Origin of the sequence: Rhodococcus oryzae, from assembly GCF_005049235.1 — a bacterium.
In the GTDB taxonomy this organism is placed as follows: domain Bacteria; phylum Actinomycetota; class Actinomycetes; order Mycobacteriales; family Mycobacteriaceae; genus Rhodococcus_G; species Rhodococcus_G oryzae.
Genome location: NZ_SUMD01000001.1, coordinates 628,132 through 643,300 on the forward strand (window position 1 = coordinate 628,132; position 15,169 = coordinate 643,300).

General features: G+C 69.3%; 17 protein-coding genes. 1 reads left to right on the forward strand and 16 read right to left on the reverse strand.

What is annotated here, in order from left to right:
* Positions 1 to 32: 32 nt before the first annotated feature.
* From FCG67_RS02845 to FCG67_RS02870, 6 genes are all read right to left on the reverse strand, one after another.
* Positions 33 to 617 carry a TIGR03086 family metal-binding protein gene (locus FCG67_RS02845; RefSeq protein ID WP_136906893.1) on the reverse strand — a complete coding sequence of 195 codons (585 nt, stop codon included), beginning with the start codon at positions 615 to 617 and terminating at the stop codon, positions 33 to 35.
* Entirely contained in the window at positions 614 to 1,369 is a 756-nt protein-coding gene (locus FCG67_RS02850; protein ID WP_211243087.1) for a class I SAM-dependent methyltransferase, read from the reverse strand. The genes FCG67_RS02845 and FCG67_RS02850 overlap by 4 nt, the downstream gene beginning before the upstream one ends.
* A gap of 79 nt (positions 1,370 to 1,448) precedes the next feature.
* Entirely contained in the window at positions 1,449 to 1,691 is a 243-nt protein-coding gene (locus tag FCG67_RS02855; protein WP_136906897.1) for a helix-turn-helix transcriptional regulator, read from the reverse strand.
* Entirely contained in the window at positions 1,681 to 2,523 is an 843-nt protein-coding gene (locus FCG67_RS02860; RefSeq protein ID WP_136906899.1) for an ABC transporter permease, read from the reverse strand. The genes FCG67_RS02855 and FCG67_RS02860 overlap by 11 nt, the downstream gene beginning before the upstream one ends.
* Complete coding sequence (locus tag FCG67_RS02865; RefSeq protein ID WP_136906901.1) at positions 2,520 to 3,449, reverse strand: ABC transporter ATP-binding protein; 930 nt, start codon at positions 3,447 to 3,449, stop codon at positions 2,520 to 2,522. The genes FCG67_RS02860 and FCG67_RS02865 overlap by 4 nt, the downstream gene beginning before the upstream one ends.
* A 91-nt stretch (positions 3,450 to 3,540) precedes the next feature.
* On the reverse strand, positions 3,541 to 3,846 hold the full coding sequence (locus tag FCG67_RS02870) for a hypothetical protein (protein ID WP_136906903.1): 306 nt from the start codon (positions 3,844 to 3,846) through the stop codon (positions 3,541 to 3,543).
* Positions 3,847 to 3,958: 112 nt separating this feature from the next.
* Between FCG67_RS02870 and FCG67_RS02875 the strand changes: the two genes are divergently transcribed.
* Complete coding sequence (locus tag FCG67_RS02875) at positions 3,959 to 5,251, forward strand: D-alanyl-D-alanine carboxypeptidase family protein (protein ID WP_136906905.1); 1,293 nt, start codon at positions 3,959 to 3,961, stop codon at positions 5,249 to 5,251.
* Between the two features lie 24 nt (positions 5,252 to 5,275).
* Here FCG67_RS02875 and yhjD read toward each other — a convergent pair whose 3' ends face one another.
* The 10 genes from yhjD to FCG67_RS02920 are packed head-to-tail and all read right to left on the reverse strand — an operon-like array spanning position 5,276 to position 15,164.
* A complete protein-coding gene (yhjD, locus tag FCG67_RS02880; protein WP_211243088.1) occupies positions 5,276 to 6,304 on the reverse strand; it encodes an inner membrane protein YhjD in 1,029 nt (342 codons plus the stop codon).
* 5 nt (positions 6,305 to 6,309) lie between these two features.
* Positions 6,310 to 7,398 (reverse strand): tryptophan--tRNA ligase, encoded by a 1,089-nt coding sequence (gene trpS, locus FCG67_RS02885; protein ID WP_246044756.1) that lies wholly within the window; start codon positions 7,396 to 7,398, stop codon positions 6,310 to 6,312.
* 42 nt (positions 7,399 to 7,440) lie between these two features.
* The gene (locus FCG67_RS02890; protein ID WP_136906909.1) at positions 7,441 to 7,920 is read right to left on the reverse strand and encodes a barstar family protein; all 480 of its coding nucleotides are present in this window, start codon (positions 7,918 to 7,920) and stop codon (positions 7,441 to 7,443) included.
* Entirely contained in the window at positions 7,920 to 8,315 is a 396-nt protein-coding gene (locus tag FCG67_RS02895; protein ID WP_136906911.1) for a guanyl-specific ribonuclease, read from the reverse strand. The genes FCG67_RS02890 and FCG67_RS02895 overlap by 1 nt, the downstream gene beginning before the upstream one ends.
* On the reverse strand, positions 8,305 to 10,422 hold the full coding sequence (locus FCG67_RS02900) for an MMPL family transporter (protein WP_136906913.1): 2,118 nt from the start codon (positions 10,420 to 10,422) through the stop codon (positions 8,305 to 8,307). The genes FCG67_RS02895 and FCG67_RS02900 overlap by 11 nt, the downstream gene beginning before the upstream one ends.
* 23 nt (positions 10,423 to 10,445) lie before the next feature.
* Complete coding sequence (locus tag FCG67_RS02905) at positions 10,446 to 11,249, reverse strand: exodeoxyribonuclease III (RefSeq protein WP_136906915.1); 804 nt, start codon at positions 11,247 to 11,249, stop codon at positions 10,446 to 10,448.
* Between the two features lie 36 nt (positions 11,250 to 11,285).
* Positions 11,286 to 12,338 carry an NAD-dependent epimerase/dehydratase family protein gene (locus FCG67_RS02910; protein ID WP_246044757.1) on the reverse strand — a complete coding sequence of 351 codons (1,053 nt, stop codon included), beginning with the start codon at positions 12,336 to 12,338 and terminating at the stop codon, positions 11,286 to 11,288.
* The gene (locus tag FCG67_RS25140) at positions 12,323 to 12,574 is read right to left on the reverse strand and encodes a hypothetical protein (protein ID WP_211243089.1); all 252 of its coding nucleotides are present in this window, start codon (positions 12,572 to 12,574) and stop codon (positions 12,323 to 12,325) included. The genes FCG67_RS02910 and FCG67_RS25140 overlap by 16 nt, the downstream gene beginning before the upstream one ends.
* Positions 12,571 to 14,265, reverse strand: coding sequence for a fatty acid CoA ligase family protein (locus FCG67_RS02915; protein ID WP_246044759.1), 1,695 nt, complete (start codon positions 14,263 to 14,265; stop codon positions 12,571 to 12,573). Before FCG67_RS02915 ends, FCG67_RS25140 begins: the two co-directional genes overlap by 4 nt.
* Positions 14,262 to 15,164, reverse strand: coding sequence for a beta-ketoacyl-[acyl-carrier-protein] synthase family protein (locus tag FCG67_RS02920; protein WP_136906919.1), 903 nt, complete (start codon positions 15,162 to 15,164; stop codon positions 14,262 to 14,264). Before FCG67_RS02920 ends, FCG67_RS02915 begins: the two co-directional genes overlap by 4 nt.
* Positions 15,165 to 15,169: the final 5 nt, after the last annotated feature.

Genomic DNA, 15,169 nt, shown 5'->3' on the forward strand with positions numbered 1-15,169 from the left:
ATTCCGGTGCGCTCCCACAGTCGAATGCGGGGTCAGCGGGGGTCGCGCCCGAGCAGCCCGAGTAACCGGTCCTGGAGCGGGGCGTCTTCCGGGACCGCCACCTCCGGTCCGTACACCTCGATGCCGGGCCCGAACGCGCCAGGCGTCCGGAGCTTCTGCATCAGCTCGGCCGGGATCGCCAGCGCGCTCGACCACAGCCGGGCGACGTCCTCGGGATCCATCGCGTCGTCCTGGCCGGTCGCCCGGGCGAGGTCCCATCCGTGCAGCACCAGATCGTCACTGAGGACCTCGTCAATCTGCCGCTCGACCGACATCCGTCCGGTCGGGGTGTCGCACTCGGCCTCGGCCAGCTCCGGGGAGTCGAGCACCGCCTGGACATCGGCGCGGGCCGACCGGAAGGCCGCGAGCGGATCGTCCCCGACCGAGGGCGCCGGACCGAGGTCGCGATGGACCGGACGCAGCATGGCCGCGTGCATGGCGACGATGTGCGCCACCACGTCACGCGCCGTCCACGCCGCACACGGGGACTGCTCGGACCACTGCCCCGGCACCGCGGCGGCGATCTTTCGCTCGAACGCCTCGGCACGACGGCGGTAGCGGTCGGAGATCGGATTCACGGTACGGATTGCTTCCTCGCGCTGATCTGCAGCCGAACGTAATCGAGAACCGGTTCGGGCAGCCGTTCGGCAACGGCGTGTACGAACGGCCTGCGCTCGTCCACGGGCAGCTCACGCAGCTGGGCACCGAGCACCACGGTGCCGATGAATGCTTCCAGTTGCTCGCCGCGCTCGAGGCTCGCCGGATCTTCGACCAGGCGGACGTCGATGTCGGTGAATCCCGCGTCCCGGAGGCGATCGGTCGTTTCGGCGGCACCGGCGAAGTTCCAGATCTCGCTGCCGTCGGCGCCGCTCACGGCCCTCAGAGCAGTACGGAACGTCGCGAGGTTGCCCGCGCCTCCCGCCTCGGCGACGAACCTCCCACCTGGCCGCAGCACCGCGGCCACAGTGCGAAATGCCGCGGCGTGGTCCGGCAGCCAGTGCAGGGTGGCCACGCTCAGCGCCGCATCGGCCGGCCGTGGCAGGACCATCGGTTCGCGGACGTCCGCCTGAAGGACGTCGATTCGATCCAGCTGCGATGCCAGCCGGGTGCGCAGCTCCCGCAGCATCTGCGCGGAGCCGTCCACGGCGATCACCCGGCCTTGCGGGAGCAATCCGAGAAGCCGTTCGGCATCCCGTCCCGTCCCGCAGCCGAGATCGAGCACGGTCTCGCTGCCACTCAGCTCCAGCCGCGCGATCGCGGCCGCACCCCACCGTTTGTGCGGCAGCGGCAGCGCGTCGTACGTTCCGGCGTCCCACTCCAGCAACTCCACAACAGCCCCTCCCTGTTGCCTACATTCCAACACAGTCGAGTCCATTATTTAAGACACGAGAACCATATGTTGGGAATGATCAGGCTGTCTCGCTGCCCGACCCCAGCCGGGGAAAGGGCTCCGTGGAGAACACGACCTCCACCGCCACCTCGAAGTAGGCCGCGATCCGCAACGCCAGGTGCAGGCTGGGGCTGTATTCGCCCCGCTCGAGGTAGCCAACGGTCTGATAGTGCACCCCCAGCGCCTCGGCCAGTTCCCGCCGCGAGATGCCCCGCTCGGCGCGGAGCATCGCGATGCGGTTGTAGATGACCTCAGAAGGCACGCTGCATCGCCTTGTCCCGCCGCTCGGCCATGCTCGATCCTGATTCGTGACGCGCCATGCGTCGCAACACTACCGGCGCGATCATCAGGCCTGCGACGGCCCAAACGCCCAGCACCGCCGCGGTCTCGAGGTGCCGCCAGGACTGGCCGATCTCGATGGCGACCGCCTCGTCGGGCAGCAGCGCCGAGCGCATGCCGAGGCCGAGCCAGTACATCGGGAAGGACTGGCCGACGGCCTGCAACCAGCCCGGCAACGCCGTGATCGGGTAGAAGATGCCCGAGATCGCGATCAATCCCATCAGCGGCATCGTCAGCAGAAAGGCCGTCCGCGTGTCGAGCACGCTGCCCAGGATCGCGCCGAACGGCAGCACGGCCAGCAGCCCCAGGGCCACCACCCACACGAAGGTCACCACCGCGCCCGGACCGGACAGCGAGGAGCCGCCGATGATCACCATGCCCACCCCGAGCACGACAACCACCTGCACGATCACCGATCCGGCGGAGGCCACGATCTTGCCGACGAAGTAGCCGGTCATGCCCCGCGGCACCGCCTTGGCGCGCAACAGCGTGCCGTCCTCGCGGTCCAGCACCAGCACGTTGAGCAGGGCATACATGCCGTTGAACGCAATGATGCTGCCGAGCAGACCCGGCACGGCCAGCTCGGCGACGGACAGCCCGCTGTCGCCGTACATCCGGCCACGCAGCAGGAAAAGCACTGCGAGCGCGATTGCGGGTGTGAGGAACTGGCCGATCAGGTCGGGGCCGTTTGTGTACAGCTGCCGCAATTCGATTCCGCCGCGGGCGAGACCGGCACGGGTGGCAGTGGCGTTCATCGGGCGACCTCCGCAAGGGTGTGGACGGGCTCGGTCGCTTCGCCGGACTCGGCGCGCTTGACCAGGGTCATGTAGGTGTCTTCCAGCGAGGCTCGGCGCACCTCGAGGTCGGCGATGTCCTCGCCGTGTTGCTTGAACAGCTCGTGCACGTACTTCGTCGACTCGGTGGTGGTGTGGACGAAACGCCTACCGTCGACGGTCCAGCTCACCTGGGCTTCGCCTGCGATCGACCGGGACAGCTCGTCGGGCGAACCGTCGGCGATGATCCGGCCGCCGGCCAGGATCAGGATCCGGTCGGCCAGGATCTCGGCCTCGTCGAGGTCGTGCGTGGTCAGCAGCACGGTGGTGTCCTCGAGGTCCGCCAGCCGGTGCACCAGATCATGGAAGTCGCGCCGCGCCGCCGGGTCGAAGCCCGCGGTCGGTTCGTCCATGAACAGCAGCTCGGGCCTGCCGACGACGCCGATCGCCACGTCCAGCCTGCGCCGTTGACCACCGGACAGCGTGGAGATCTTGGCGTCGGCCAGCTCGGAGAGGCCGACCAGCTCGATGAGTTCGTCTGTGTCCCAGGGGCGTTGGACCCGGTCGGTGGAGTAGGGGCGGTAGTACGCGCCGAGATGGGCGAGCAGCTCACGCACCCTCCACTTCGCATGATCGCGCCAGGACTGCAGCACGACGCCGATCCGAGCGCGCCACTGCTCGTCGCCCTGTTCGGGATCGACACCCAGTACCTCGACGCGGCCGGCCGAGCGGCCACGGAAGCCCTCCAGGATTTCGATGGTGGTCGTCTTGCCCGCCCCGTTGGGGCCGAGCATGACCAGCACCTCGCCGCGACGAGCCTGGAATGTCACGTCACGCAGAACCTCGTTCGTGTCGTACTGCATTCGCAGCGTGTCGACATCGAGAACAACCTCATTGTTCGAAGTCATGAACCCTCCCTGTCATCAGTCTTCGATGATTTATAGCATACCTACTACATTTCAGGGCAGCAATGCTCCACCACCACGGTGTCGAACGCGTTTAGGAGGCTTCGTCCCGGAGCGACCGCTCCCTCGCCTCCTTGGCGCGGTCGACGAAGGCGCTGAAGGCAGGGATCTGCGCGGCGGGCACCCTGAACGGCAATACCTGGAAGGGAATGCTCACCCCCGTGGTCTGGAGCCTCACCTTCCAGTCCTCCCCCTTGGGGACGACGTGCACCTCCAGGAGCTCGGCGTGCACGAAGAAGATCCCCGGTGCGAATCGGGGCGTCGCGATGGTGACGATGTCGCCGTCGAGCGTCAGCAGAATGTCCCCGTCGATGCGCACCCGGTGCCGGTTCGTGGTCATGACGCTCATTCGAGCACGACCACGGCCGGCATGGCCGCCCTCGACCCGATTCGATCACGGGCCGGTGTGGAAACTTGGACCCCAGCACCGGGTCGAATACCCTGCATCCTCGATGAACGCGCCCACACGAGCCCTGACCGCACTGGCCGCCGTCGCCTCGATCGCCCTGGTCGGCGCGCCGGCGGGCGCGCAGCCCTCCCCCACTCCGCCGGACTCGAGCACGACCACCACCACGCCGTTCACCACCCCGAACACCGACCACTGCCCGCAGCGCAACTCCCCGCCGCAGGCCATCGATCTCTCCGAGGTGCCTGCCCCCGGACAGACCGCGCCCGCCGCGCTGCCCGTCCCTTCCCGGCCCGTCGGCGGCGCCCGCCTCGGCGAGTGCGGCGCCATCGCCCCCGACGGCGCACCCGGCCTGCCCGCCGAGATCTCCGCGACCGGGTGGGTGCTCGCCGACCTCGACTCGGGCGCCGTGATCGCGGCCAAGGACCCGCACGGGCGCTACCGGCCGGCGAGCACCATCAAGGTGCTCCTCGCGATCCTCGCCCTTCGCGAACTCGACCTCGACACCACCGTCACCGCCACCGCCGACGACGCGAACGCCGAGGGCAGCGCGGTCGGCCTCGGCAAGGACGGGCGATACACCAACCGCCAGCTCATGCAGGGCCTGGTGATGGCCTCGGGCAACGATGCCGCGCACGCGCTCGCCGCGCAGCTCGGCGGGGACGAGCGCACCGTGGAGAAGATGAACGAGCTCGCCCGCTCGCTCGGCGCCCTCGACACCCGCACCGCCACCCCGTCGGGCCTGGACGGACCCGGCATGTCCAGCTCCGCCTACGATCTCGCGGTGATCTTCCGTGAAGCGATGCGGGACAAGACCTTCTCCGATTTCATCCGCACCGAGTCGGTTCCGTTCCCGGGATTTCCGAAGGACCCCACCGACCCGGAGGACAAGGACCATCCCGGGTTCACCCTCGCCAATGACAACAAGCTGCTCTACAACTACGACGGCGCACTCGGGGGCAAGACCGGGTACACCGACGATGCGCGGCAGACCTTCGTCGGTGCCGCCGAACGCAACGGCCGAACGCTCGTGGTGACCCTGATGGCGGGTGACGTCAAACCGATTCGCCCGTGGGAACAGGCCGCCCGACTCCTCGACTACGGCTTCGCGCTCCCGGCGTCGGAAACGGTCGGCACCCTGACCGACTCGGCCGAGGCTCAGGAGGCCGCGCCGGTGACCCTGGCCGCACCACCGGCCAGTCCGGTCGGCGGTCCGATCGCCGCGGCCGCGCCCGCGGACTCCAGTCCCGGGTTCTCGAGAACCGCTGTCGCGGTGGTCGGTTCGGCGATCGTCGGCATGCTCCTCGTGGCGGCCGCGCGGCTCCGACGCCGGCGCTGACCGGGCCGGCCGGCCGGCCGATCGTCAGTCGCGGCGCCTGCGCCGACGCATCAATCCGCCGAGTCCGACCGCGGCCGCCGCGCCCACCCCGACCAGGGCGAGGGCCTCGGACATCGTCGGCCCCCTCGCGGGCGCCTGCTTCACCTCGATGATCGCCGGATCCGGCGGCGGCACAAACGCCTTCACCTCGTTCTCGTGCGCCGTCGCCGCCCACGCCGTGGAGAAGAGCACCAACCGCGCCGTGAAGTAGATGAACACCAGGAGGCCGATGATCGGGCCGAAGGTGGAGCCTGCCGGTCCGTTGGTGACCGCCCTCAGATAGATCACGCCCAGCCGCTTGAAGACCTCGAACCCCACCGCCGCGAACAGCGCCGCCTTCGCCGCGCTGCGGAGGGTGATCGGTTCGCGGGGCAACCGGGCGATCACCCAGACGAACAGTGCCCATGTCGCCACCACGGCGAGCACGCTCGACAGGAGGCGCACCAGGGTCCCCACCCACCCGATGTCGTCGATGCCGAGCCATTCCAGGACCCGCCCGGTGGTGCTGCCCTCACCGATAATGGACAGACCAACCGAAATGATCAGGGCGAGTACCAGACCCACCAGCTTCGCGAGATCCTTCAGCTTGGTCCGCACGAACCCCGCAGTGGGATGGCGCTGGTCCCACATCGCGCTGAGCGCCTCGCGCAGGTTCGCCATCCAACCCAGTCCCGAATACGCGGCGACGACCAGACCGATCACACCCACGGTGGTGCGCGCGGCGATCGCGGCATCGATCAGCTGGTTGATCTGAACGCCCAGGTCGCCCGGCATCGCCTTGCTGACCGCTTCGTGGATCGATGTGAGCAGCTCGGGATGCCCGACCAGGATGAAACCGGTGGCCGCGAAGCCGACCATCAGCAGCGGGAACAGCGCGAACACGCTGAAATAGGTGATCCCGGCCGCGAAGTAGTCGCCCTTCTGCGCCTGGTACCGCCCGCCCGCTCGGATCAGGTGATCAAGCCACGGCCGCGCCGCACGCAGACGCTCGAGAAGCGCTTTGACGTCCGGCACCCGGATCACCCCTTGTACTTCAGGAACCCCACCTTGTCATAGACCGTCGCCAGAGTCCGCTCGGACACCTCCCGGGCCCGTTGCGCGCCCGCATCCAGGATGCGGTCCAGCTCGGCCGGGTCGGCCATGTACGCGTCGACCTTCGCGCGGAGCGGGGTCACGAACTCCACCAGCACCTCGGCCGTATCCGACTTCAGGTCGCCGTAGCCCTTGCCCTCGTAGCCCTTTTCCAGGTCCTCGACGCTCGTGCCGGACAGCGCGGACTGAATGGTCAGCAGGTTGCTCACGCCCGGCTTGTTCTCCCGGTCGAAGCGGATCTCGCGCTCATTGTCGGTGACCGCGGACTTGATCTTCTTCGCCGACACCTTCGGGTCGTCGAGCAGGTTGATCAGCCCGGCCGCGGACGCCGCCGACTTACTCATCTTCGACGTGGGGTCCTGCAGGTCGTAGATCTTGGAGGTGCCCTTGATCATCTGCGCCTCGGGGATCACGAACGCCTTGCCGAACCGGGTGTTGAACCGCTGCGCCAGGTCACGCGCCATCTCCAGGTGCTGGCGCTGGTCCTCGCCCACCGGGACCCGCTGCGGGCGGTAGAGCAGGATGTCGGCCGCCATCAGCACCGGATACGTGAACAGACCCACCGTCGCGGACTCGGTGCCCTGCTTGGCGGACTTGTCCTTGAACTGCGTCATCCGGCTGGCCTCACCGAAGCCGGTGATGCAGTTCAGCACCCACGCGAGCTGCGCGTGCTCGGGCACCTGGCTCTGCACGAACAGCGTCGACCGATCCGGGTCGATGCCGAGCGCCAGCAGCTGGGCGGCCGCGATCTTCGTCCGGCGCCGCAGCTCCTTGGGCTCCTGCGGGACCGTGATCGCGTGCAGGTCGGGGATGAAGTAGAAGGCGTCGAAATCGTCCTGCAGCGGAACCCACTGCTGCAGCGCCCCGAGGAAATTGCCGAGATGGAACGAGTCGGCGGTGGGCTGGATACCGGAGAGCACCCGCTGCCGGGCGGCGGTGCCGGGCGCGGCGGAGGCGGTGTTCACCGGGGCGGTGTCCGATGACGGTGCGGACGGCGACGATGCGGAACTCGACATGGCCCCGATCCTTTCATGCCCGGTCACCCACCTGGAATTCGATCAGGGCTCCACCCACGCGAGCTCCCCGCCCGCCGACGTCCAGCGGCGAGCCAACGCGCTCGCCGACGGCCGATCCGCCTGCAGGATCACCCGCAACAGACCGTCGGTCCTCGCCCTCGCGCCGTCCTCGACGGCGTCGACGAACCACCCCAACTCCCCCGGCTCGTCGGCCAGCAGGTCCCCCGCGTCGCGGATCATCAGCACCAGTCCCGGCGACTCGCCCAACCAGTCGTCGGCGTCGCGCAGGCACTCGTCGAATGCGTCCTTGTTGGCACCGAAGTAGTACGGGAACTGCAGCGCCGCGGCGAATTCGTCGAAAAGGGCGTCCGTCGTCCGCATCTTCGGGGCGCGCACCACCCGCACCGTGTAGCCGCGCTCGGAGAGCGCGTAGGCGAGGGTGTCGCCGACCGGCGCGGTACCGGTCAGCATGCCCGCCACCGGACCGGTTCGATCGGTGATGAATCCGTCCACCGTTGTCATCAGCGCATCCTCACAAATGTCGTGTAGTGATCACCGGTGTACCAGGCCGAACCGTCACTTCCGGTGACGATGCGCTGCGCGTCCCTCGGTTTTCCGCGCTGCTTCGGGTTCACGTCCCATTCGCGATAACCGACGGCCCGACCCGACGCGTCCGCGGTGGGCAGTTGCCGCTCCCTGTTGCCGAAGCGGTCACCGCCCTTGGTGCCCGGCGCCCCGGCCGAGTCCGGCCAGGTGCCCTCGTCGATCTTCTGCAGGGTCGCGACGGCGGCCGCGGGGACCCCTGCAGGCGCGGACGAGCCGGGTTTGTCCTCTCCGGTGGTCAGCAGCAGCGCCGCCACGATCGCGACCAGCACCAGTACGGCCGCCGCGATCACGCCGCGGGACCTAGTGGACATTGACCCGCTCCCTCAGCCGGACCATCGACGCGGGCGCCCACCAGTTGGCCTCGCCCATCAGCTTCACCAGCGCGGGCACCAGCAACATCCGGACCACGGTGGCGTCGATGATCAGCGCCACGATCATCCCGACACCGATGAACCGCATCACGGACAGGTCGGAGAGGGTGAAGGCGCCGGTCACCAGGATCAACAGGGTCGCGGCCGCGGTCACCACCCGCCCAGTCTTGGCCGCGCCGATGCGCACGGCCTCTTCGGTGCTCGCCCCGGCCCGCCGCGCCTCGACCATCCGCGAGATCAGGAACACCTCGTAGTCGGTGGAGAGGCCGAAGACCATCGCGATGATCAGCACGACCATCCCCGAGATCAACGGTCCCGGGGTGACGTTGAGCAGGCCCGTCAGGTGCCCGTCGTAGAAGATCCAGGTGAGGATGCCGAAGGTCGCGCCCAGGCTCAACGCGGCCATCAGCACCGCCTTGATCGGCAGCACGATCGACCCGAACGCGAAGAACATCAGCACCAGCGTCGCGATCACCATCACCGCGATCATCACCGGCAGATAATGCAGGACCGAGTTCACGCTGTCGACCGACAACGCGGTGATCCCGCCCAGCAGCAACTCGGTGCCCGCCGGCGCCTCGATCTCGTCGAGTCTGCGGACCGTGTCGACCGCGGCGACCGACCGGTCGGGGTCCTCCAGCACCGCGCGGATCGCGACCATACCGTCGGCGGTGCCGACGGTGATCGCCTGCTGGACACCGTCGGTGCCGCCGACCGCCCCGACCACCTCGGCGACCGCCGCGTCGTCGGGTGGCGCGCCGTCCTCGCCCCGGATCACGATGGTGGCGCCGCTGCTCGCGATCGGGAACTGCGCGGTGAGCTGCTCCACCGTCGTGCGCGTCTCGTTGCCCGGCGGCAGCGCGGTGTGGTCCACATCGCCGAAACGGGTCCCCAACAGCGGCAGCGTCAACAGCAGCAGCACGGTCACGATGGTGGCGGCGATGACAACCGGTCTGCGCATCACGGCGGTCGCGAGCGCACCCCAGAAGCGTTGCGCGCGAGCCTCACCCCGCTCGAATGCCCCGCGGCGCCAGGTCAGCGCGTCGATCCGCGGGCCGAGGATGGCGAGCAGCGCCGGCAGCGCCGTCAACGAGAGCACCGCGGCAAGCGCGACCGCGGCCATCGCGCCGAACCCCAGCGACTTGAGCATCTGCTGCGGGAACACCAGGGTGCCGGCGAACGCGCACAGCAGCAGCACCGCGGAGAACGCGACCGTGCGGCCCGCGGAGGCCATGGCCGCGGTGACCGCCTCGTCGGTGCCCGAGCCTGCCGCCAGCTCCTCGCGATAGCGGCTGACGATGAAGAGTCCGTAGTCGATCGCCATGCCGAGCCCGAGCAGCGAGGCGATGTTCACCGAGAACACGCTGACCTCGAGGAACATCGACAGCAGGCGCAGCGCGGCCAACGCGCCGAGCATCGAGAGCGCGCCGATCGCGACCGGGATCGCCGCGCCGACCAGCCCGCCGAAGACCAGCACCAGCACCAGCAGGGTGACCGGCAACGAGACCATCTCCGCGACCACCAGGTCGCGCTTGGACTCCTTGTTGACCTCGTCCGCGATCGCGCTGAACCCGGACAGCTCCGTAGAGACCCCCGGCACGGTCAGCTGCGGTTCCAGCTCCGTGAACGACGCGATCCGCTCGCTCTCGCTCCCGGCCACGAAAACCACTGCCAGCGCGGTGGATCCGTCGCCGCTGCGCAGCAACGACTTGATCGGGCCCGTCGCGCCCCAGTAGTCCTCGATCGGCTCCGCGAGCAGGCCCCGATCGACCTCGGCGAGCCGGGCCAACACCGCGGGGCCGATGTCGTCGACGGTCTTGCCGTCGGGGGCGCGGTAGATCGCGATGATGTCCGGGCTGCGGATCCCGAAATGCTCGGCCAGCAGCTCGTCGACGAGCGCGGCCTCACTGGACGGGTCGATGTCACCGCCCTGACTGAGCCGGTCCAGCACGCCGGATCCCCACAGGCCCCCGAGCAGCATGGCACCGACCACGACCGTCAGCACGGCCCAACGGCGCCCCAGCACGAACGATGTCCACCGCGTCACGGTGGAAGACTAGCGGTATCCGACTAGCGATACTGGACGGTGACCGGCGCGTGGTCCGACCACCGCAGGTCGTAGGACGCGGCCCGCTCGACGACGGCCTGCTTCGCCCGCTCGGCGAGCACGGGCGTCGAGACCTGGTAGTCGATCCGCCAGCCGGAGTCGTTGTCGAATGCCTTGCCGCGGTAGGACCACCAGGTGTAGGGCCCCTGCAGGTCCGGGTGCAGCCGGCGCATCACGTCCACCCAGCCGAACTCGCCGAACACCGAGCCCATCCACTCGCGTTCGTTCGGCAGGAAGCCGGAGTTCTTCTTGTTTCCCTTGTGGTTCTTCAGGTCCAGTTCGGTGTGCGCGATGTTCCAGTCGCCGCACACCACCACGTGCCGGTCCGCCCGCTCGGCCGCCGCTGCCGTCGCCGCCAGATACGGCCCGAAGGATCCGAGGAACCGTTCCTTCTCCACCTGCCGCTCGGTCTCCACCTCCCCGGACGGGAGGTACAGGCTGGCCACCGTGAGGTCCTCGAAGTCGGCCTCGATGTACCGCCCGGCCTCGGCGAACTCCTCGTCCCCGTGCCCGATCCGCACCGCGTCCGCCTGCCTGCGCGACAGGATCGCCACCCCGTTGCGCCCCTTCGCAGACGGCTGGGCGGAGGCCAGGTGCCAGCCGGCATCGAGGGCAGCGGCCAGGGTGGTGGCGAGTTGCTTGTCGTCGGCGCGGGTCTCCTGCAGGCAGATGACGTCCGCCTCGGTGGCCTCGATCCACTCCAGCATGCCCTTCTTGGCTGCGGCGCGGATCCCGTTGACGTTGACGGTGGTGATGATGTGCGGCACGGGTAGGAACCGTAGCCCAACAGGCCGACAGCGCCGCTATCGCAGCGGGGCCGCCAGTGCCTCGAGCCCACCCTGCTCGTCCACCCAGTCCTTGAAGGCGGCGAGCCCCTTGTCCCGGTCCACCACCGGCCGGTAGCCGAGGTCGCGCCGCGCGGCGCCGGTGTCGAAGGTCGCGCTGCGCGTCATCAGCGCGATCACGTACCGCGACAGCGGCGGCGACCAGCGCTTCGCGATGTACGGCACCCGCCAGATCGCCTCCGCGACCGCCACCACGGCGGCCAGCACCCGTGGGTTGGGTCTGCGGCTGGGCGGGGCGAACCCGAACATCCGTGACACCACCCCGACGAACTCCCACACGTTGGTGGTCTCGGCGTCCGCGATGTAGTACGGCCTGCCCCCGACCTGGTCCGAGCTCGCGGCCCGCACGCACGCGTCGACGATGTTGTCGACATGGCAGAGCGAGGCGTAGACGTCCTTGCCGCCGGAGATGTCCGGCAGGGAGCCCTCGGACGCCTTCGCGAGCAGCCGGACGATCGGACCGGAACGGTCGCCCGCACCCCAGATCGCCCGCGGCCGCAGCGCGCAGGTGATCAGGTCGGGGCCGTTCGCCTCCAGCACCAGCCGCTCCGCGGCGGCCTTGGTCTCGGAGTACAGGTTGAGGTACCTGCCCGGGTACGGGACAGACTCGTCGACGTCGATCTGGTCGCCGCCGTCGTACTCCATCAATGCGCTCGGGCTGGAGATGAACACGAAGCGCGACACCCCGTTTCGGCGGGATGCCTCCAGCAGGTCGGCGGTCGCCTGCACGTTCTCGTTCCAGAACTGTTCGCGGACACCGCGTTCGTCCACCCTGGCGGCGCTGTGGAACACCACGTCCACTCCCCGCGTCGCCTCGAACAGGGAGTCACGGTCGGTGAGGTCGCCGTAGACGAGGGTCAACGTCGAGGTGTCGCCGAGATCGGTGAGCTTGCTGCTGCGGCGCACCAGCACGGAGACGTCCATCTCGCCGTCCGCGACCAGTCGACGGGCGAGCGCGCCACCGAGGAAGCCGCTCGCACCGGTCACCAGTGCCCTCACTGGGTCCGCCACCAGGTCGCACCGAGCAGCATCGTCATCGCGGCGATCTTCACATCCGAATGCCCCCGTGCGCGGCCTTCCTTCAGCGCGGCCGGGATCTGCGCGGCGTGCGCGCCGACACTGAGCACGACGTCGATCCACCACAGCGCCCGCGCGACACGGTTGCCGGAGGGCCGGATGAGCCCGGCCACCAGATAGATCCATCCCAGTACCGGGATGGCACGCAGCAACATGACCTTCGTACTCATCGTTCCGCCTTCACCAATTGCGATGCCGCCCAGACCGTCAGCTTCTCGCGCCCGATCTTCGCGTTGTGCCGGATGTCGACCGGGAAGCCGGGATGGAAGAGGAAGTCGTGGATCCGGTCGGTGGTGTGGCTCTGCGCTCCGAGCTCACGCAATTCCTCCTCGATCCGCGCCCGTTCGCTCTTCCGGACCCCCGGCATCAGCTCGACACAGAGCACCGGGCGGGTGTCGCTGTCACCACGGACACCGACCAGCGCGGTTCGGAACACCTCCGGGACCGTGTTGAAGATCTGCTCGCACTGGACGGTGAACAGCGCTCCGTCCGCGGTGCGGACCCGCTGACTCTTGCGCCCGCAGAACCAGATCCGGCCACCCTCGTCGATCCAGCCCAGGTCACCCGTCCGGTGCCAGGTACGGTCGCCGTCCCTGATCTTGCCGAGCGCGTTCGCCGCCTCCGGCCAGGCGTAGCTGGTGCTGACGTTCGGGCCGGCCACCACGATCTCGCCGATCCCACCCGCTGCCGCCTCGTCGGACCTGGTGGGGATCGGCTCGTCGGTGATGCCGACGACCCTCGCCTCGAGGCCGAGCGCCGGTCGCCCGATGCACGTTCCCGCGCCTGCGTGGGCTCGGGCGACGAACTCGCCGAGCAGCTCGCGCGACTCGATCGCGGACATCGGCAGCGCCTCCGTCGACCCGTAACCGGCGGTCACCTCGGCCTCGGCCGGCAGGATCGCGCGCAGCGCCGCGATGGCGTGGTCCGGTACCGGGGCGCCGCCGGAGTAGATGGACCGCACGGACGGCAGCCGCACGTCGTGCGACTGCGCGTACCGCACCAGCGGAACCAGCACGGCAGGCGAGGCGAACATCGTCCGGATGTCGAACCGGTGGATCGCGTCGACCACGTGCGCGGGATCCGTCGAGCCCACCTCCCCCGGCACGATCGGTGGCAGCACGCAACGGGAGCCGAGCATCAGGTCGAGCACCCCGAAGATCGGCAGCGTGATCAGGGACGTCTCGGGCGGCACCCGCTTGCGGGCGTCGTCGACCTGGTCCAGCATCGCGGCGAGGTTGCCGTGGGTGAGATTGACAGCCTTGGCGGGGCCGGTGCTGCCCGTGGTGAAGGCGATCATCATCACCTCGTCGGCCGGTGCCTCCTGGCTCGTGGCCACCGGCCGGTCCGGCGTCCGGCCCCAGGCCCGAAGGGAATGGCCGCCCCACAGCTTGCGCCCGACGGTGACCTTGACCCCCACCGTCGCGAACGACGAACGGAACACCAACCGCAGCAGGTGCGCCTTCGAGATGCCGATGAACGCCTGTGGGGAAACGGATTTCAGGCAGGCGAGCATCGGACGCAGACCCATGCCCGGATCGATCACGACGGGCACAGCCGCCACCTTCAGCAAACCGATCATGATGGCGTAGAACTCGGGCCCCGGGGTGACCAGCAGCAGGGTTCGCACCCCGCGCCGGATCCCGATCTCCTCGAACCGCTGGGCGAGCAGATCGGACCAGTCGTCGAGCTCCCGGTAGGTCAGCCGCCCGTACGTCGGGACACCCGCCTCGCCCTTGCCGTCCGGTGAGATCACCGCCTCCAGATCCGGGTGCGCCCGCGCGATCGCCCGGATCCGTTCCACCGATCCGCAGTGCGCCGCGGGACGGGCGGGCACTGCGGTCGTGGTCGTCGCCCTGCTCACGCCGTCGGTGCCAGCCGGTACACGGTGGCGGCCGCGCTCGGCCCGGCGCCCGCGGCCACGAACAGCACGGTGTCGTAACCCGCCAGGATCGCCTCATCCACCTGGTGATACGCCGCCGTCAGCGCGGCGGTGTGCGCATCACCCTCGACCACACCGCTGCCGAGCACCGCCTCCGGTGCGATACCGAGCTGCGCGGCAAGCGCGGCCGGGAACCCCGCGGTCGGCCGCGAGCTGATCAGTGCGGTCCGAGACAGGTCCAGCCCGCCCTCGTGCCCGCCGATCGCCTTACCCGCCGCGACACCCGCCACCTCGAGCAGACGCTCCTCGAACCCGTCCTCGCGCTCCACGGTCACCAGCGAGCGTCCGTGGACACCCATCTCGGCGATATTGGCGAACCCCCTCGTCGCCGGCGTCCCCTCCAACTCCGCAACGTGCACGGGGCCGAATCCCGATGGGGTGTCGGTCTTCTCGAGCAGCATCGCCGCCCCCGCCGTGACGAACGGGAAGTCCGCGGCGGGCCTGCGTCGCTGAAGCGAGGGGTGGGTGTCCCCGGATACGACGAGAACGTACTGCGCACTGTCGGTTTCGAGCAGGGCGGTCGCCACCTGCACCGCGTTGAGCACGCCGCAGGCCCCGTTCATCAGGTCGAACGAGAACGACCTGCTCACGCCCTCCGGATACTCGAGACCGATGCCCGCCTCCCGCTGGATCAGCGCCGCGATCGCCGGCTCGAACAGGTTCGAGTCGCGGTAGACGCCGGTGTTGATGAGCACGCCCACCTGCTCGGGCTCGATGCCTGCACTGCTCATGGCGCCGCGCGCCGCGCGAGCGGAATGCTCGATGGCGCTCGTCGTCGCCGTGGCCACGCTCATCCCGGTGGACTTGATCGAGATACCCATGTTGC